At 73.1% G+C, this 17,838-nt stretch carries 16 protein-coding genes; 6 read left to right on the plus strand and 10 right to left on the minus strand.

What is annotated here, in order from left to right:
* Nucleotides 1-2 precede the first annotated feature (2 nt).
* Both ACMTAK_RS34755 and ACMTAK_RS34760 read right to left on the minus strand, forming a co-directional pair.
* Nucleotides 3-1,766 carry an alkaline phosphatase D family protein gene (locus ACMTAK_RS34755; protein ID WP_413809834.1) on the minus strand — a complete coding sequence of 588 codons (1,764 nt, stop codon included), beginning with the start codon at nt 1,764-1,766 and terminating at the stop codon, nt 3-5.
* 132 nt (nt 1,767-1,898) lie between these two features.
* Complete coding sequence (locus ACMTAK_RS34760; protein ID WP_359739273.1) at nt 1,899-2,558, minus strand: HNH endonuclease family protein; 660 nt, start codon at nt 2,556-2,558, stop codon at nt 1,899-1,901.
* A gap of 1,156 nt (nt 2,559-3,714) precedes the next feature.
* Here ACMTAK_RS34760 and ACMTAK_RS34765 point away from each other — a divergent pair.
* Nucleotides 3,715-4,296 (plus strand): TMEM165/GDT1 family protein, encoded by a 582-nt coding sequence (locus ACMTAK_RS34765; protein ID WP_413809835.1) that lies wholly within the window; start codon nt 3,715-3,717, stop codon nt 4,294-4,296.
* Nucleotides 4,297-4,361: 65 nt separating this feature from the next.
* Here the strand turns inward: ACMTAK_RS34765 and ACMTAK_RS34770 are convergent, their stop codons facing one another.
* Complete coding sequence (locus ACMTAK_RS34770; protein ID WP_413809836.1) at nt 4,362-5,012, minus strand: HAD-IA family hydrolase; 651 nt, start codon at nt 5,010-5,012, stop codon at nt 4,362-4,364.
* Nucleotides 5,013-5,397: 385 nt separating this feature from the next.
* On the minus strand, nt 5,398-6,459 hold the full coding sequence (locus tag ACMTAK_RS34775; RefSeq protein ID WP_413809837.1) for a peptidoglycan-binding domain-containing protein: 1,062 nt from the start codon (nt 6,457-6,459) through the stop codon (nt 5,398-5,400).
* 170 nt (nt 6,460-6,629) lie between these two features.
* On the opposite strand from ACMTAK_RS34775, the gene ACMTAK_RS34780 reads away from it, so the two are divergent.
* Nucleotides 6,630-8,729, plus strand: coding sequence for an MDR family MFS transporter (locus tag ACMTAK_RS34780; protein WP_413809838.1), 2,100 nt, complete (start codon nt 6,630-6,632; stop codon nt 8,727-8,729).
* Between the two features lie 46 nt (nt 8,730-8,775).
* On the opposite strand, the gene ACMTAK_RS34785 is transcribed toward ACMTAK_RS34780, so the two are convergent.
* Nucleotides 8,776-9,213 carry a Rid family hydrolase gene (locus ACMTAK_RS34785; protein ID WP_413809839.1) on the minus strand — a complete coding sequence of 146 codons (438 nt, stop codon included), beginning with the start codon at nt 9,211-9,213 and terminating at the stop codon, nt 8,776-8,778.
* 112 nt (nt 9,214-9,325) lie between these two features.
* Between ACMTAK_RS34785 and ACMTAK_RS34790 the strand changes: the two genes are divergently transcribed.
* On the plus strand, nt 9,326-9,829 hold the full coding sequence (locus ACMTAK_RS34790) for a MarR family winged helix-turn-helix transcriptional regulator (protein WP_413809840.1): 504 nt from the start codon (nt 9,326-9,328) through the stop codon (nt 9,827-9,829).
* A gap of 75 nt (nt 9,830-9,904) precedes the next feature.
* On the opposite strand, the gene ACMTAK_RS34795 is transcribed toward ACMTAK_RS34790, so the two are convergent.
* Entirely contained in the window at nt 9,905-10,444 is a 540-nt protein-coding gene (locus ACMTAK_RS34795; RefSeq protein ID WP_413809841.1) for a GNAT family N-acetyltransferase, read from the minus strand.
* Nucleotides 10,445-10,571: 127 nt separating this feature from the next.
* On the opposite strand from ACMTAK_RS34795, the gene ACMTAK_RS34800 reads away from it, so the two are divergent.
* The 3 genes from ACMTAK_RS34800 (at nt 10,572) to ACMTAK_RS34810 (ending at nt 13,142) form a co-directional block, all read left to right on the plus strand.
* Nucleotides 10,572-11,294 carry a hypothetical protein gene (locus tag ACMTAK_RS34800; RefSeq protein ID WP_413809842.1) on the plus strand — a complete coding sequence of 241 codons (723 nt, stop codon included), beginning with the start codon at nt 10,572-10,574 and terminating at the stop codon, nt 11,292-11,294.
* Nucleotides 11,288-11,836, plus strand: a complete 549-nt coding sequence (locus ACMTAK_RS34805) for a hypothetical protein (protein ID WP_413809843.1) — start codon at nt 11,288-11,290, stop codon at nt 11,834-11,836. The genes ACMTAK_RS34800 and ACMTAK_RS34805 overlap by 7 nt, the downstream gene beginning before the upstream one ends.
* Nucleotides 11,837-11,996: 160 nt before the next feature.
* Nucleotides 11,997-13,142, plus strand: coding sequence for a serine hydrolase domain-containing protein (locus ACMTAK_RS34810; RefSeq protein WP_413809844.1), 1,146 nt, complete (start codon nt 11,997-11,999; stop codon nt 13,140-13,142).
* Between the two features lie 476 nt (nt 13,143-13,618).
* On the opposite strand, the gene thrS is transcribed toward ACMTAK_RS34810, so the two are convergent.
* The 4 genes from thrS to ACMTAK_RS34830 form a co-directional block, all read right to left on the minus strand.
* Complete coding sequence (gene thrS, locus ACMTAK_RS34815) at nt 13,619-14,869, minus strand: threonine--tRNA ligase (RefSeq protein WP_413809845.1); 1,251 nt, start codon at nt 14,867-14,869, stop codon at nt 13,619-13,621.
* 269 nt (nt 14,870-15,138) lie between these two features.
* Nucleotides 15,139-16,329: an NAD(P)/FAD-dependent oxidoreductase gene (locus ACMTAK_RS34820; protein WP_413809846.1), complete on the minus strand. Its 1,191-nt coding sequence runs from the start codon at nt 16,327-16,329 to the stop codon at nt 15,139-15,141.
* Nucleotides 16,326-16,523 carry a ferredoxin gene (locus ACMTAK_RS34825; protein ID WP_413813086.1) on the minus strand — a complete coding sequence of 66 codons (198 nt, stop codon included), beginning with the start codon at nt 16,521-16,523 and terminating at the stop codon, nt 16,326-16,328. Before ACMTAK_RS34825 ends, ACMTAK_RS34820 begins: the two co-directional genes overlap by 4 nt.
* Nucleotides 16,524-16,570: 47 nt before the next feature.
* Nucleotides 16,571-17,815: a cytochrome P450 gene (locus ACMTAK_RS34830; RefSeq protein ID WP_413809847.1), complete on the minus strand. Its 1,245-nt coding sequence runs from the start codon at nt 17,813-17,815 to the stop codon at nt 16,571-16,573.
* Between the last annotated feature and the right edge of the window lie 23 nt (nt 17,816-17,838).

Raw genomic sequence — 17,838 nt, forward strand, 5'->3', positions numbered from 1 at the left:
GCTCAAGGGGTCGGCCGGCCCGCCCAGTCCGTCTCCAGCGCCGTCACCAGCCGGGCGCCGCCCGCGGGGTCCGACTGCGCCTGGTCCAGCCGCAGATGCGCGGTACGGCCCCGGAGGGTCAGCGTCATCAGCTGGTTGCCGAACCAGGGCCCACCCGTCTTGCGCCAGCTCAAGCGGGGGTGCGGCACCCGCCCATGGCGCCGGAACGCCCGGCCCAGGGCGCGCCCCGCCGCGCTCCAGCCGAAGCGGAAGCCGAGCCGTATCGAGGCGTAGATGCTGTTGTGGACCGGGGAGCAGGTCAACTGGCGCACCTGGCTGCGGGGTGGCCGGGACGGCCACCGCGACCAGTCCGGAGTGGCCACATAGGCGTGGTGCACATCGCCGGAGAGCACGCTGATCGTGGCGGGTGCGCCCGGCGCGCCGCCCACCGCGGCGATGGTGTCGGTGAGCGCGTCGAAGGACTCGGGGAACGCGGCCCAGTGCTCCAAGTCACCGCGCTGCCGCAGGTCCTCGGCGATCCGCGCCCAGCGCCCACCGCGTCTGCCGCCGCACACCGAGGCGTTCCACGCCTCCACGTCATGCACGAAGTGCGGCAGCAGCCAGGGCAGCGAGGTGCCGAGCAGCAGATGGTCGTAGCCGCCCTCGTGGTGACCGCCATGACCCTCTTCGTGGCCGCCGGAGGCCGCCCCGGGCTCCTCCGGGCCGGGGAAGCCGCCCACGCCCTCCATGGCCTGCTCGCGCACCCAGGCGAGCTCCTTGTCGGTCAGCATCGCCCGCCGCCCCTCCTCGAGCACCCGCGCCGCGCGGGTGTCGACCATCAGCAGCCGGGTGCGGCCGAAGTCGCGGCGGTAGCTCCAGCGGGTGTACCCCGGATCGGCGTCGGCGCGGGCGGCGAACTCCCGCAGCGCCTCGGTGCCGTCCTCCGCCGCGCGCACCTCCGCGTAGAGCGGGTCGGCGGCCAGCTCGATCGGGGAGAGGTTGCCCAGGTGCTGATGGACCCAGTAGGACATCAGCCCGCTCAGTATCCGCTCCCGCCACCACGGAGTGGCGCGCATCCGGCGCTGCCACGCCTCGCTGGTGTTCCAGTCGTCGATGACATCGTGGTCGTCGAAGATCATGCAGCTGGGGACGGTGGAGAGCAGCCAGCGCACCTCGGGGTCCAGCCAGGACTCGTAGTAGAGCCGGGTGTACTCCTCGTAGTCCGCCACCTGCTCGCCCGGCGGCTCGCTCAGATCGCGGCGCTCGGCCAGCCAGCGGCGGGTCTCGGCGGAGGTCTCGTCCGCGTACACCTGGTCGCCCAGCAGCACCAGCACATCGGGGCGCGGGGCCTCCGGGGCGCGGGCGAGCGCCTGCGCGAGGGTGTCGAGCGCGTCGGGCCCCACGGGGTCGTGCGAGGCGTCGGAGGGCGGTGCGGCCCACCGGCAGGAGCCGAAGGCCACGCGCACGGGCGCGGGGTCCGTGGGGTCGGCCCCCGGGGCCGGGGTGCGGATGGTGCTGTCGGGGAACGGGGAGTCCGGCAGCGGCCAGACCTGTTCGCCGTCCAGCAGCACCCGGTAGGCGGTCTCGCCGCCCGGCCGCAGCCCGGTGACCGGGATCAGGGCGTAGTGGTGGCCCGCGATCCGCCAGGTGCGGGCGGTGCCGCCCGCGCCGTCGGCGCACCGCACCTCGGCCTCACAGGGCCGGTCGGCCTCGACCCAGACGGTCGCGCCGGTGCCGGTCTCCCAGTCGACATGGCGCAGCAGTGGTCCCAGGCGCAGCCCGGCCATCCGGACCTCCTCCGTCGTTCTTCGATGTGCTCGTCATGCGTACGGTACGGAACGACGGAGGAGGTGCGGCGGTTCCTCCGGCCGGTGCGCCGGATGGAGCGGTGTCTCAGCGCGGTGTCTCGGCGCGGTGTCTCAGCAGCCGTTGAGGATGCCGCTGAGCGCGGACTTCTCGGCCGAGTCGAGGGTGAGCTTGTAGGTGTACTTCACCGAGACCCACATGCGGGCGTACATGCAGTGGTAGGCGCTCCGGGGCGGCAGCCACTCGGCGGGGTCCTGGTCGCCCTTGGACTGGTTGACGTTGTCCGTCACGGCGATGAGCTGGGAGTGGGTCAGGTCGTTGGCGAACGACTGGCGCTGGGCGGTGGTCCAGCTGTTGGCGCCGGACTTCCACGCCTCGGAGAGCGGCACGACGTGGTCGATGTCCACGTCGCCGGAGGCGGACCAGGTCTCGCCGTCGTACTCGGAGTACCAGGTGCCGCTGGTGGCCGCGCAGCTGGAGTCGGTCTGGACGTTCTTGCCGTCGCGCTTGAGGACTTCCTCGCGGGTGTTGCAGGCGCCGCTCTGGGTGATCCAGTGCGGGAACTTGTCGCGGCTGTAACCGTCGGACGAGCCCTCGGCCTTGACGGTCAGCGAGGCCAGCTGGGTACGGGCGGTGGCGGCGCTGGGCGGAGTGGGCGGGGAGGCCTCGGCGGCGGGCCCGCTCAGTACGAGCGTGCCCAGCAGGGCGACGAACCCGCCGAAGACGGAGGCGCGACGCGCGTAGACGCGACGGCGAGAAGACGTGTCCGACATGCGAACTCCCTTGAGGGTGGGGGGTCGTTGGCCACTGGTGCTCGGCCATGGTTGCGGCGCCGGGTTGCTGTGGGGTGGGCGCCAGGTAACAGAGTGACGACGCGGTCATGTCAACGCAAGGGGTTCCGGGAGGCAGTTGGTGCCACGCACCCGCCCCGGCGCGGCCGCCGCGCGCTCGCGACGCGCCCACGTATCGCGTGTGCCCGCGCCCGTGTCAGTGGCGTTGCCGCCGGTCAGCGCCGTGCCCCGGGGGCGGAGCTCGCGGCTCCGCCGCCCGGCGCGCGCAAGTCGCCTGTGAGCCGGGCGCGCGAGGGGCGATGGCGCTCCGGGCGGCCCGGCGGTGTCCGGCGGCCCGTGCCGCCCACGGCGGCCTGCTCCCCTCCCCGCCCCTTCCCGAAACCGGGGCCCCGCCCCAGGCCCCGAAACCGGGGCTGCGCCCCGGGCCCCGGGCCGGGCTGCGCCCCAGATCCCGGGTCGGGCTCCGGCCCTGGCCCCGGGTGGGGCTCCGGCCCTGGCCCCGGGTCGGGCTCCGGCCCTGACGCCGGGCCGGGCTCCGGCCCTGACCTCGGGTTGGGCTCCGGCCCTGTTCCCGGAACGGGGCTGCGCCCCAGGCCCCGAAACCGGGGCTGCGCCCCGGGCCCCGGGCCGGGCTGCGCCCCAGATCCCGTGCCGAGCTCCGGCCCTGACCCCGGGTGGGGCTCCGGCCCTGGCCCCGGGTCGGGCTCCGGCCCTGACGCCGGGTGGGGCTCCGGCCCTGGCCCCGGGGCGGGCTCCGCCTCAGATCCCGGGCCGGGGCTTCGCCCCTTCCTGGGGTCCAGGGGCGAAGCCCCTGGTATCGGGAAGGGGCGGGGAGGGGAAAGCCGGGCACCCCGTGGGGCGCGCTGCCGCCGGGGCTCGACCGGAGGGCCCGGGGGCTGGGTGCGGCGGGGGGTCCCGTATCCTTGGCGGAAGCAGAAGGGGAGTAGCTCCTCGCCGGACCGTCGACATACTGCCCGCCCCTCGAGGTGCGGGCCGGCGCCCGGAGCGTACGGATCACCGCGCGACGCGGAGGCCGTGCGCCAGCGAGACCTTCGGCCGCAGTGTCCGACGCTGCCGTGCCGAAGCGATCCCTCCCCCGGGGCCCTTGGCGCGGCCCGATCTACGAGGTATCCATTCCGTGTTCAGCATCACCATCGCCGCCGTGGTCTTCGGCGTCGTCTTCCTTGCCGAGCTGCCCGACAAGACCGCCCTGGCCGGGCTGATGCTCGGCACCCGCTACCGCGCGTCGTACGTCTTCGTCGGCGTGGCCGCGGCCTTCGCTCTCCACGTGGGGCTCGCGATCGCGGCGGGCAGTGTGCTCACCCTGCTGCCGCACCGCCTGCTCCAGGCGATCGTGGGAGTGCTCTTCCTCGGGGGAGCGGCGATGCTGCTCTTCAAGAAGGACGACGACGAGGAAGAGATCCGCAAGCCCGCCGACCAGAGCTTCTGGAAGGTCTCCGGTGCGGGCTTCACGCTGATCCTGATCGCCGAGTTCGGCGATCTGACCCAGATCATGACCGCGAACCTCGCCGCCCGCTACGACGACCCGCTGTCGGTGGGCGTCGGCGCGCTGCTGGCCCTGTGGGCCGTCGCGGGACTGGGCATCGTGGGCGGCCGCACGCTGATGCGGTACGTACCGCTGCGGCTGATCACCAGGATCGCGGCCCTGGTGATGCTGGCGCTGGCCGGTTTCAGCCTGTACGAGGCCGTCGCGGCCTGACCGCCCGGGCGTCCGGGGCGCGAACGCCGCACGGCGTGGGCCCCGGCGCTCAGTCCGAGAAGCGCTCAGTCCGAGAAGTGCAGCCGCATCGTGCCGTCGGGCTGGGCCTCGATCCGCACCTGCTCCAGGTCCCGCACATGCGCGTCCGGGGCGTGGGCCCCGGCGCGCGGGCCGATGCCGACGATTCGCATTCCGGCCGCCCGGCCCGCCGCGATGCCTGCCTCCGAGTCCTCGAAGACCACGCAGTCGGCGGGGGCGAAGCCGAGCTCGGCCGCGCCCTTCAGGAAGCCCTCCGGGTCGGGCTTGCTCGCGCCGACGCGCTCCGCGGTGACCCGTACCTCCGGCATCGGCAGTCCGGCGGCGCCCATGCGGGCGCGGGCGAGGGCCTCGTCGGCGGAGGTCACCAGGGCGTGCGGGAGTGCGGCCAGCGCGGCCATGAAGGCGGACGCGCCGGGTACCGGCACGACGCCGTCGAGATCGGTGGTCTCCCGCTCCAGCATCCAGCGGTTGTCCGCCAGGTTCCGCTCCACCGGGCGGTCCGGGAGCAGCGCGGCCATCGTGGCGTGGCCCTGCCGGCCGTGGACGACCTTGAGGACCTGCTCGGGGTCGAGCCCCTGCTCGGCGGCCCAGATCCGCCAGTAGCGCTCGACCACGGCGTCCGAGTTCACCAGGGTGCCGTCCATGTCGAGGAGGAGTGCGCGGGCGGTGAGGGACATCGGGACTCCTGGTCGCGAGCGCGGAGTGCGGACCGCGGAAGGGCGCAACGGAAAGGGAAACAAGCGGCTCCGCCCGCCGGTCAGGGAAAACGGGCGGAACCACTTTGTTCATTCACGATACAAAGCGGGGCCGCTATGCGCCAGGGGGTGGGGCCCCTCAGGTCGTGTCCGACGGATCGTGCCGCCTGCGGCGGGCTGTTCCCCACCCCGCCCCTTCCCACAACTGGGGCCCTGCCCCAGCCCCCGGCCAGGGCTTCGCCCCAGCCCCCGCCGGGGCTTCGCCCCCAGCTCGCCGCTGGGGTCTGGGGCGGAGCCCCAGTTTCGGGAAGGGGCGGGGAGGGGAAAGGCCCGCCGGACCTCGTAGGGCTTGTGCTTCCGCGTCCCCCTACGGCTCGTCGGTTCTCGATTCGAGGTCGCGGCGGGTGTTCTCGCCGTAGACGCCGTCCGGATCGCCCGTGATGTCGTGCTGGTCCTGGTAGCTGGAGACGATCCTCCGCAGTCCCTCGTCGTACTTCCCGTCCGCCACACCGATGTACTGCAACAGCTGGGTCAGCCGCTTCTGGAGCTCGACCACCTCGGCCCCGCTGTCGCCCTCGCGCAACACCGGCGGGCCGGGCGGCTCGGGCGTGTCGGACGGGGCGGAGGTCGGGCCGTCGGACGCGCTCGGCTCGGGCTTCGTCGCCGAGCCGGTCGCGGAGGCCGACGCCGAGGGGCGGGCCGAGCCCGAGGGGCCACCACCGTGGCTCGGGGCCGCGCCGGCCCGCGCCGAGCCGGACGCGGAGGGGTGGGGCGTCGCACTCGACGAGGGGGAGCCGGACGACGTACCGGGTCCTTCGGCCGGCAGCTCCTCCTCGGCCGGAGGGCTGACGGTGCTGTCGGCGAGGGTGCGATCGCTCGCGCCGCCGCCGCTGCCGTCCTCCTTGTGGTCACCGCCGAGCAGACCGGTGCCGATCGCCAGCGAACCGGCCACCGCCACGGCCGCCGCGCCCGCGAGCACGGCCGCCACGACCTTGCGCTTGCTCTTGCGGTGACGGCCGGGGCCGGGGGCTTCTCCGTCGGCGTCGTCGACAGCCTCGTCCCCCTCGTCCCCGCCGGGTCTCACGTCCCCGCCGGGTCTCTCCTCGACGCGGTCGATCACCCGCGTCTCCTCGCCGTTCCCCTTCCCGGCGTTCCCGGCGTTCCAGGCGATTCCGGTGCTTTCCCCTCTCGTCGCCTTCTCTGCCGCCGTCTCCGCCGCCTTCTCCGCCTCCTCGAAGAGGCGCAGATCGCGCGGATCGGGGCCGGCCCGGCGCTCCTCCGGGCGCGTCACCTGGTGGTTCGGCCGGGTCTGGTCATCGGTCGCACCTGCCGTCGCGGTGGACGCGGCGGCGCGTTCGGCACACGTACAGCCGGGGCGGCCGTTGGCGCGCGCCGGTGCGAAGCAGTGCGGGCAGGACTCTGCCGTCACGGAACTTTCCCTCCCTGGAGTTCGCAGCGATTATGCGCATCCGATCGCCCTCCGCGCAGGTGTTCGCCCGCCGTGCGGACCGGTCCGGCGGGCCGTAACAGGGCATAAAGGTGAGGATGGGATGAGGATGAGAATGCGGAGGGGACGGAGGGGAGCGAGGAGGAGTCGCCATGGCGCGGGACGCCGGCAGCCCGGCTCCGGCCCCAGGAGGCCCGGGAACCCCCGGCGCCGTGGCCCCCGGCCCGGGAGGAGACCGGCCGCGGCGCGCGGTCCTCGTGGCCATCGGCGCGCTGCTGCTCGGCATGCTGCTCGCCGCGCTCGATCAGACGATCGTCTCCACCGCGTTGCCCACGATCGTCAGCGACCTCGGCGGCCTGGAGCATTTGTCCTGGGTCGTCACCGCCTATCTCCTCGCCTCGACCGCGGCCACCCCGCTGTGGGGCAAGCTCGGCGACCAGTACGGCCGTAAGAGGCTCTTCCAGACCGCGATCGTCATCTTCCTGATCGGCTCCGCGCTGTGCGGACTCGCCGGGAACATGGCCGAACTCATCGCCTTCCGCGCGTTGCAGGGGCTGGGCGGCGGCGGCCTCATGGTGCTGTCGATGGCCATCGTCGGCGATATCGTCCCGCCCCGTGACCGCGGCCGCTACCAGGGCCTCTTCGGCGCCGTCTTCAGCGCCGCCAGCGTGCTGGGGCCGCTGCTGGGCGGGGTGTTCGTGGACCGTCTCAGCTGGCGCTGGGTGTTCTACATCAATCTGCCCCTCGGCATCGTCGCGCTCCTCGTCGTCGCCTCCGTCCTGCACATCCCGGTGCGCCGCACCTCGCACACCATCGACTACCTCGGCACCTTCCTGATCGCCGTGGTGGCCGCCGCCCTGGTGCTGATGACCTCCCTCGGCGGGGTCACCTACGGCTGGGGCTCCTGGCAGATCGTCGGGCTCGCGGTGGTCGGCATGGTGCTGCTGGCCGCCTTCGTACGAGTGGAGACCCGCGCGGCCGAACCCGTGCTGCCGCTCACCCTCTTCCGCAGCCGCACCTTCACGCTCTGCGCGGTCATCGGCTTCATCGTCGGCTTCGCGATGTTCGGCAGCATGACCTATCTGCCGACCTTCCTGCAGATCGTGCAGGGCGTCTCGCCGACCACGTCCGGCCTCCATCTGCTGCCGCTGGTCCTCGGCACGCTGGTCTCCTCCACCGTCTCCGGCCATCTGGTCAGCCGCACCGGCCGCTACAAGGTCTTCCCGGTCCTGGGCACCGCGGTCACCGCCGTCGGGCTGCTGCTGATGCACCAGCTGCGGGAGTCCAGCGGGGTGGCCGAGATGAGCGCGTACTTCTTCGTCTTCGGCTGCGGTCTCGGCCTGGTCATCCAGGTACTGGTGCTGATCGTGCAGAACTCCGTCCGCTATCAGGACCTGGGCGTCGCCACCTCCGGCGCGACCTTCTTCCGCTCGATCGGCGCCTCGTTCGGCGTCTCCGTCTTCGGCACGATCTTCGCCAACAACCTCGGCCCGCACATCGCCGACGCCCTCGCCGGACGGCGTCTGCCGCCCGGAGTCACCCCCGGCGCCCTCACCTCCGACCCCCGGGCCCTCGGCCGACTGCCCCCGGCGGACCAGGCCGCCGTCCGGCACGCGTTCTCCGTCTCCATCACCGACGTCTTCCTGTACGCGGTGCCGGTCGTGCTGCTCGCCTTCCTCCTCGCCTGGTACCTCCGGGAGGAGCCGCTGCGCGCCAGCGTCACCGCGCCCGACGGCAGCGAGATACTCGCCAGCAACCCCGTGGAACGCACCTCGCGCGACGAATGCGCCCGCGCGCTGTCCCTGCTGGGCAGCCGGGAGGGCCGCCGTAAGGTCTACGTGGACATCACCCGGCGCGCCGGTCTCGACCTCAGCCCCGCCGCGAGCTGGATGCTGCTGCGCATCCAGCACTACGGCTCGGTCGAACCCGCCCTGCTCGCCGAGCGCACGCCCGTACCGCTGCGGGCCATTACCGAGGCGGTCCGGCAGGTCGAGGCGCGGGGCCTCGGCCGCCGCTACGGGCTGGAGCTGATCCTCACGGACGACGGCCGCGAGATCGCGACCAGGCTCTACCGGGCCCGCGAGGCATCCCTCGCGGAACTCCTGGGCGACTGGTGGTCACCGGACCGCCCGACCGACCTGACCGAGCTGGTGGACGAGCTGACGCGGGAGCTGTGCGGCTCGGACGCGGAGCAGCCGAGGGAGGGCACGCCCCGCCCGGACCACCGCAGACCGCCGCCGCCGCGTGGGTAGCCCCCTCCGGGTCCGGAAACCGCGGCCCCGCGACCGACGTGCTGCTTCAGCCGCTGTGGCCGAGGACGGCGGTGACTCGTATCTCGACACGCATCCCCGGGGCGCCGAGGGCTGACACCCCGACCTCCGTCCAGATGGGCGCACGGTCGCCCATGCGCCGGCGGAACTGCTCCACCATGACCCGGTTGTGGTCCTCGCCAATGGAGTCTGCGGAGGTGGGGACGTGGTACGAGGTCACGGCGATGACATCGCGCCAGGTGGCGCCGGTCGGTGCGAGGGTCCGCTCGACGTTGTCGAATGCCTGGACGATTTCGTCCTCCAGTGTCTCGGGGAAGTTCCAGGCGTCGTCCCATCCGCCCTGTCCCGAGGTTTCGACGCGGTCTCCGGTGCGCACCGCCTGGCTGTAGTGCATGGCGGCCAACTGCGTCTCGCCATAGCCGGGGGTGACGAAGAAAATCGGCTCGTCCGTGGCGGTTGCAGGCATGGGAAATCCTCTCGATTGACTTCACGCGTGTAGTGAACGTATCACGCGAACACTTCATGCATGAAGTGACAGCCGCTTGGTGCCGCGACAGCTGCTTGGTAAGGTTGACCGCATGACCAGCTCCTCACCTCCGAACGGCGGCGGTGAAACACCTCCCGACGAGCCGCCATGGCTCACCGCGGCCGAGAAGGAAGCCTGGACCGGGCTGGTCTCACTCGTCCTGCTGTTGCCGGGGCGGCTGGAATCGCCGCTTCAGCGTGAGGCCGGTCTGACGCTCTTCGAGTATCTGACCCTCAGTCATATCTCCGAGACCCCGGAGCGCCGTCTGCGGATGAGTGAACTGGCGTACCTCGCGAACGGCTCGCTCTCCCGTCTGTCCAATGTCGTCAAACGCTTCGAGCAGCGCGGATGGGTGGAACGCTCCCCCGATCCCGACGACGGCCGCTTCACGATCGCCGCCCTGACCGACGCCGGCTACAAGGTGGTTGTCGCCGCGGCGCCCACGCATGTGCGGGCGGTGCGTCAGCTGGTGCTCGACCCGCTGACCGCCGCCGACCAGCGGGCCCTGGCCCGCATAGCGGCCAAGCTGCGGACGCGCCCGGTCGACTTGACCTAGGTCTGCTGTTCGGGTGGATTGTCGGGCGGACCGGGGGCGATGCCCGGCACCCGGAGCACCCCGCGGCACCTCGCCTCAGCCCAGCTCCTTGGCCATCCAGACCTCGGCGTACGGCCCGTCCGTGAAGGCCGGAACCTCCCGGTAGCCGTGCCGTGCGTACAGCCCACGGGCCTCGACCAGATCGAGACGGGTGTCGAGCACGATCCGCCCGGCGCCCAGTTCGCCCGCCGCCGCCTCGACGGCCGCGAGCAGCGCGGCGCCCCCGCCCAGCCCCCGCTTGGCGGGCCGTACGTATACCCGCTTCAGCTCCGCCGTGCGCGCGTCCATCAGCCGCACCCCCGCACATCCGGCGAGTTCGCCCTCATGGTGCGCCAGCAGGAACGCGCCCTGCGGCGGGGCGAGATCGTCGCTGGGCATCTCGGTGAGCGCCTGCTCGATCTCCTCCGGGGTCGAGTTCCGCTCCTCGTGGAGCTGGTAGTAGCGGTCGGCGACATCGACGAGGTACTCGCGCAGCAGCATGGCCGAGACGGGGTCGTCGACGGGCCGCGCGACGACCGTCCACGCGGGGGAGACGTCGGCGCGCTCACCGGCTTGGGCATGGGGCGTACTCGTCATGGTCCGCATCCTGGCACCCGCCACACCTCTGACGCACCGCAGTTTGAGGGCCGAGGACCGGGCTACCCGAAGAGAGGAGCCCCCCCGAACGCGAAGGGGGAAGCCAGCGGGAAGGCAGAAGCAGACCATGTCAACTGGTGCGATCAGCATCGTGGTTGTCGTCGCGGTCGTCCTCGCGGCCGCGCTCGTCATCCGCGTCGTCCGCGCGGGCGCCGGGCGTGAGGAACGCGCTCTGCGACGCCGCTTCGGGCCCGAGTACGAACTGAACGTCGCCCAGCACGCGGGCGACACCAAGGCGGCGGAGCGGGAACTCGAGGAACGGCTGCGGCGGTACGGCGATCTGAGGACCGAGCCCCTGTCCGGTGAGCTGCGTGAGCGGTACGTGGCCGAGTGGGCCGGTACGCAGGAGATGTTCATCGAGTCTCCGGAACATGCGGTGACCGGCGCCGATCAGCTCCTGGCCCGGCTCGCCCACGACCGTGGCTACCCGTCGGGCCATTACGAGGAGCAGGTGGCGGCGCTGTCCGTACACCACGCCGACCACGTCCAGGGCTACCGGCAGCTCCACGACACGGCCGCCCGCGCCCGCGAGGGGCGCGCGGACACCGAGGAGCTGCGCGAGGCCGTGGTGCACGCCCGGCCGTTCTTCGAGGATCTGGTCAGGCCGCCGCACCACGGCGCCCCGACCGGCTCCGAGGCCGCGCGGCAGCACCACCACGGCGAGCGGCGGAGCGGGCGGAGCGGAAGCGGCCTCCGGAGGTGGCTGCCAGGGGCCGGGACCGGGGCGCGGACGGGTACGGGGACGGGCCATACGCGGTTCGGCCACACCAGGAAGGGCGGCGCGTGGTGACGGACCCGACCGACCCGACCGACCCGGCCGACCCGGCGGAGAACGACGGGCAGCGGCGCCATGGGCTGGAGCAGCATGAAGTGGCTCCGCTGCCCCAGCGGCCGGGCCGCACGGAGGCGGCGGAACCGATGACGTCCTGGCACGCGCCGATGCCGAAGCACGAGTCGACGCCGACGCCGACGCCGACGAACGGGAGTCGGCCCACGCCGACGAACGGGTCCTCCGCCCAGCCGTCGGGCGAGCCGTCGAACACCCCGAACGGCCCCAGCTTCCCCGTGCTGCCCACGAGCGAGCACGACAAGCTGACCCAGCGGCTGCGGTACGCGGTCAGCGGCTTCGTGGACTCCCCACGCGGCGCCGTGGAGGAGGCCGACGCCCTGCTCGTGGAGGTGGCAGCCCGCCTCACCGACCTCCTGGCCGAGCGCCGCGCCACCCTCCGTGCCGCCTGGCACGAGGACGACGCGGCCAGCTCGGAGACGGAGGAGCTGCGTCTGGCGATGCGGGGCTACCGCAATGTGCTGGAGCGCCTCATCAGCATGTGAGAGCCCCAGCTCACCCTTTGGCCGCCGCCCGGGGCCCCTCCGGGCGGCGGCCAAAGGCGTATCGGGCGGCGGGGCCTCGTAAATCGTTCGTGGTGGGGGCGGGGCTCGGCCTACCGTGGCGCGGTTGTGGTCACGCGGGGTTCATGGAGGGCCGGGGGCGATGAGGGCGTACAGCGGGTGGGTCGACGAGGGATTCGGCGGCGTCGCCGACGTGTTCGCGCGGAACTTCGAGGAGTTTCCCGAACTCGGGGCGGCCGTCACCGTCTTCGTCGGCGGGCGCAAGGTCGTGGAGCTGTGGGGCGGGGTCGCGGATGAGGGGAGTGGGCGGGGGTGGGAGCGGGACACCGTCGTCCCGGTGTTCTCCTGCGCCAAGGGCCTGGTGAGCGTCTGCGCCCACCTCCTCGCGCAGGAGGGGCGGCTGGACCTCGACGCCCCGGTGAGCCGGTACTGGCCGGAGTTCGGCCGGTACGGCAAGGAGGCCATCACCTGCCGGATGGTCCTCGGGCACCGGGCGGGGGTCCCCGTGCTCGACGGGGTGCTGACGTTCGAGGAGATCGCCGACTGGGCGCCGGTGATCCGGGCCGTCGAGGAGCAGACGCCGCTGTGGGAGCCCGACACGGCGTACGAGTACCACGGCCATGTCTTCGGCTTCCTCATCGGCGAGGTCATCCGGCGGATCACCGGGCACACCCCGGGCGCGTACTTCCGCCGGGCCGTGGGGGACCCGCTGGGGCTGCGGGCCTGGATCGGGCTGCCCGGCGCGGAGATGGACGGGCGGGCCCGGCTGGTCGAGGCGGAGGGGCGGCCCGGGATGCCGGGGCCCGAACATCTGCTGACCCGCATCGTGACCATGAACGGCGCGCTGGTCTTCCCCGGCCTCGACGAGCCGCACGGCTGGAACGACCCGGCGCTGCTCGGCATGGAGCTGCCCGGCGCCGGCGCCACCGCGTCGGCGAGCGGGCTCGCCGGGCTGTACGCGGCGGCCGTGACCGGCCTCGAGGGCCATCGGCGGCTGCTGGCCCCCGAGACCGTGACGAACGCGGTCCGCGAGGTCTCGTCCGGCAAGGGCTGGCTGGGCTTCGACATGGGGGCGCGCTGGGGGTCGGGCTTTCTGCTCGACTCGCCGTCCTTTCGGCCGATGCTGGGGGAGCGGAGCTTTGGCAATGACGGGGCGGGTGGGCAGTTCGCCTTCGGCGATGATGAGTTCGGGGTGGGCTTCGCGTATGTGGCCAACCGCATGATCGGGCACGGTGATGCGAGGGCGTCGCGGCTCGTCGCCGCCGTGCGGGAGCGTTTGGGCGGTTGATCGTCCCCCACCCCGCCCCTTCCCGAAACGGGGTCTCCGCCCCCGCCCCGGCGGGGCTCTGCCCCGGGCCCCGCTCCTCAATCGCCGGAGGGGCTGGGATGGGTAACGCCGCGGCATCGATGCGGCTCCACCGCGGGGCAGGGGCTCCGCCCCCGGACCCCGGGGTTCGGGGTGGGGCCCCAGCCGGGTTCGGGGCGGTGCCCCGGCGGGGTTCAGGGTGGGGCCCCGGCGGGCTCCGGGGTGGAGCCTCTGCGGGGTTCGGGGCGGTGCTCCTGCGGGGTTCGGGGTGGCGCCCCGGCGGGGTTCGGGCGGTGCCCCGTGCGGGCTCCGAGGTGGTGCTCCTGCGGGGTTCGCGGCAGAGCCCCAGCCGGGTTCAGGGTGGAGACCCAGCGGGGTCTGGGGCTGGGCCCCAGTTTCGGGAAGGGGCGGGGAGGGGAACAAGCCCGCCGCAGGCGTCACGAGCCCCCGGACACCCTCTACGCCGCATCCCACAGCTCGGGGCTGTGCGACTTCACCAGCGCGTCGATCCGCGCCAGTACCTCGCCCACCGGCAGTGGGTCCAACCGGCGGCCGTCCCGCAGCCGCAGGGCCACCCGGCCGTCGGCGGCCTCCCGGGCGCCCAGCACGGCCTGGTACGGGACCAGGCGGGCCTCCCGGACGCGGGCGCCCAGGCTGCCGTGGTCCGGGCCGGCGAGCTCCGCGCGCAGGCCGAGCTCATCGCACCGCCGGACGATTTCCCCGGCCCCCGCCAGCTCGGTCCCGGAGATCGGCAGGACCACCAGCTGAGTGGGGGCCAGCCAGGCGGGGAAGGCCCCGCCGTGCTCCTCGATGAGATGGGCCACGGCCCGCTCCACACTGCCGATGATGCTGCGGTGGACCATGACCGGACGGTGCCGGGCGCCGTCCGGGCCGATGTAGTGGAGATCGAACCGCTCGGGCTGGTGGAAGTCGACCTGGACGGTGGACAGGGTGGACTCGCGTCCGGCGCCGTCGGCCACCTGCACATCGATCTTGGGGCCGTAGAACGCGGCCTCGCCCTCCACCGCCTCGTACGGCAGCCCGGAGCGGTCCAGGACGTCGGTCAGCAGGGCGGTCGAGCGGCGCCACAGCTCGGGCGCGGCGACGTACTTGCCACCGGGGCCCGGGAGGGAGAGCCGATAGCGGGCCGGGGTGATGCCGAGCGCCTCGTACGCCCGGCGGATCATCTCCAGGGCGGCCCCCGCCTCGTCGGCGACCTGGTCCAGGGTGCAGAAGATATGGGCGTCGTTGAGCTGGATGGCCCGGACCCGGGTCAGCCCGCCGAGCACCCCCGACAGCTCCGAGCGGTACATCCCGCCCAACTCGGCCATGCGCAGCGGCAGTTCGCGGTAGCTGTGGCCTCGGGAGCGGTAGATGACCGCGTGGTGGGGGCACAGGCTCGGGCGCAGTACGACCTGTTCCGCGCCCAGAGACATCGGGGGGAACATGTCGTCGCTGTAGTGCTGCCAGTGGCCCGACAGCTCGTACAGCTCCCGCTTGCCGAGCACCGGCGAGTACACATGCCGGTAGCCCGCCCGCCGCTCGGCGGCGCGGATGTACTCCTCCAGGGCGTGCCGTACGGTCGCGCCGGCGGGCAGCCAGTACGGCAGGCCCGCGCCGATCAGCGGGTCGGTGTCGAACAGGCCCAGTTCACGGCCCAGCTTGCGGTGGTCGGACATCGCGGTCTCCTCGTCAACGTCGGTGGACATCGGGCGAGTGACCGCACGGCGAAGCCCCGGGGCACTCGCCCCGGGGCTTCGGATCAGAACATCGATCAGCGCGCCGGGACACTCTCCGGCGTCGTCGTCATCGCGGTCGCCATCGCAATGGTCATCGCAGCGCGCTTCATGCCGCTCAACCTAGCAAGGCCCGGCGCGGCCCGCCCGGTGATTTTCCGGGCGTACGCCACGCCGGGCCACGGCCCGCACCCGCGGTACCCGCTACGCCAAGCGGTGCCCACCACGCCAAGCGGTACCCGCTACGCCCCCTCCGGCAGCAGCTCCCCCACCGCGTCCCGCCACGCGGCCCGCGTCGCGACCGCCTGCCGCCACGTACGCACCGCCTTCGGCGGCATCCCGACGGCCAGCACACCGGCCACCCGGTCCCCGGAGCGGTAGACGGCCAGGAACTTCCGCTCCTCCAGCTCGCCCTCCACCACCGCGACCTCCTCATGGCCGCGCAGATACCCGTGCGCCTGGATGCGGAAGTCGTACTGGTCCGACCAGAAGTACGGCACCGGAGCGAACGGCCGCCGCTCGTCCGGGCGGAGGAGGTTGCGGGCCACGGCCATGCCCTGCTCGGTGGCGTTGGTCCGGTGCTCGATCCGCATCGCCGTGCCGAACAGCGGATTGTGCCAGCGGGCCACGTCCCCCGCGCCGTACACACCCGGCGCGGCGGCGCTGTACTCGTCGCACTCCAGGCCGTCGCCCAGGGTGAGCCCACTGCCCTCCAGCCAGCCGGTGTTGGGCACCGAGCCGATCGCGACCAGCACCTCGTCGGCCTCGACGAGCGTGCCGTCCGTCAGCCGTACCCCGCCGTCGGCCACCTCGGCCACCGCGACCCCGGTGCGCAGATCCACGCCGTGGTCGTGGTGGGCCTGGGAGAGCATCCGGCCGACCCGCTCGCCGACCGCCGGGGCCAGCGGCACCGGCGCCGGTTCCAGCAGCGTGACCTCCGCGCCCAGCCCCCGCGCGACGGCGGCGGCCTCGGCGCCGAGGAACCCGGCGCCGACCACCGCCAGCCGCCGCCCCGGGCCCAGCCGGTCCCGCAGGGCCAGGGCGTCGTCCAGGGTGCGCAGCACATGCGCCCGCTCCCCGCCGTCGCCGGGCAGTCGGCGCGGGCGGACGCCGGTGGCGATGACCAGGCCGTCGTACGGGACCCGCGCCCCATCGGCCAGCGCGACCGTACGGCCCGCGAGGTCGAGCCCGGTCGCGGCGACGCCGAGGCGCAGTTCCAGGCCGAGCGCGTCCAGATCGGCGGGGGCGCGCAGCGGCACCCGGTCGGGTTCCCACTGCCCGCCGAGGATCTGCTTGGACAGCGGTGGCCGGTCGTACGGGTGGTACCGCTCATCGCCGATGAGCGTGAGGGTGCCCTCGTAGCCCTCCCGGCGCAGCGTCTCCGCCGCCGCAAGACCGGCGGCGGAGCCACCGACCACCACCACGTGCTTCACTTCTCGATCACCCGTATCGCCGCCGCCGGGCAGATCACCGCGGACTCCCGTACATCGGCGTGGAGTTCGGGCGCGGGCCGTTCGTCCAGCAGGACCACGATGCCGTCCTCCTCCCGCTGGTCGAACACATCGGGCGCGATCATCACGCACTGACCCGACGCCACACACTTGGGCACATCGACTTCCACACGCATGGTGACTCCCTTGCCTTCGCCGCTGCCGTCCGCGCCGCCTTCGCCGCTCATGACGTCCAGGTGACGGGCAGCTCGTAGACGCCGTAGACCAAACCGTCTTCCTTGAAAGGTAGTTGGTCGACTCCGGTGGCCAGCCGCAGGGTGGGGATACGGCGGTAGAGCGTGCCGTAGACCACCTGGAGCTCCATCCGGGCCAGCGGCTGGCCCAGGCACTGGTGGACGCCGAAGCCGAACGCCATATGGCGGCGGGCGTCGCGGCTGATGTCCAGCCGCTCGGGCTCGGCGAAGACCTCCGCGTCCCAGTTGCCGGTGCCGGTGTAGATGATGATCCCCTCCCCGGCGCGGATGGTCTCGCCGCCGATCTCGATGTCATCGAGCGCGACCCGGCGGCGGCCGTTGTGCACGATGGTCAGATAGCGCAGCAGCTCCTCGACGGCTCGGGCGACCACCTTCGGGTCCTCGGTCTCCCGCAGGACGGCGAGCTGGTCGGGGTTCTCCAGCAGGGCCACGGTGCCGAGGGCGATCATGTTGGCGGTGGTCTCATGGCCCGCGATCAGCAGCAGTACGCCCATGTTGGCGGCGTCGCGCTGGGTCAGCTCACCGGCCGTGACCCGGGCGGCCAGCTCGGAGAGCATGTCGTCGGCCGGGTGGGCGAGTTTGGCGGCGACCAGCTCGTCCAGATAGTCGGTCAGCGCCTCGTTGGCGCCGACCACCTCCTCGACCGTGGAGTGACGGTTGATCAGCAGCGAGCTGTTCCGCTGGAAGAAGTCGTGGTCCTCGTACGGCACCCCGAGCAGCTTGCAGATCACCAGCGACGGCAGCGGCAGTGCGAGTGCCCGCACCAGGTCCACCGGGGTCGGCCCGGCCAGCATGGTGTCGATCAGCTCGTCGGTGATCTTCTGGATCTCGGGCCGCATCGCCTCGATCCGCTTGATGGCGAACGGTCCGGTGACCATCCGGCGGATCCGGGCGTGCTCGGGGTCGTCCATGGTGACGAAGGACCGCCGCCGCCGGGCGTTCTCGCGGAAACCGGCGCTCGCGTGCGGATACCCGGGCCGCGAGTTCTCGGCGCTGACCCGCGGATCGGCGAGCAGCGCGCGCTGGTCGGCGTACCCGGTCACCAGCCAGGGGGCGCTGCCGTCCCACAGCCGTACGCGCGCGACCGGCCGTTCGGAGTGCAGCGCCCGTGCGGTCGGGGGAGGGGCGAAGGGGCAGCCGGTCGCCCGTGGCATCGGAAACTCCGGAAGCGGCTCTTCCGCCTCGGGCGCGGTCTCTGCCAGCGTCTCGGTCATGTCTCTCCTCGGGTGGGGGTTCC

This window comes from Streptomyces lacaronensis, from assembly GCF_047337785.1.
In the GTDB taxonomy this organism is placed as follows: Bacteria; Actinomycetota; Actinomycetes; order Streptomycetales; family Streptomycetaceae; genus Streptomyces; species Streptomyces lycopersici.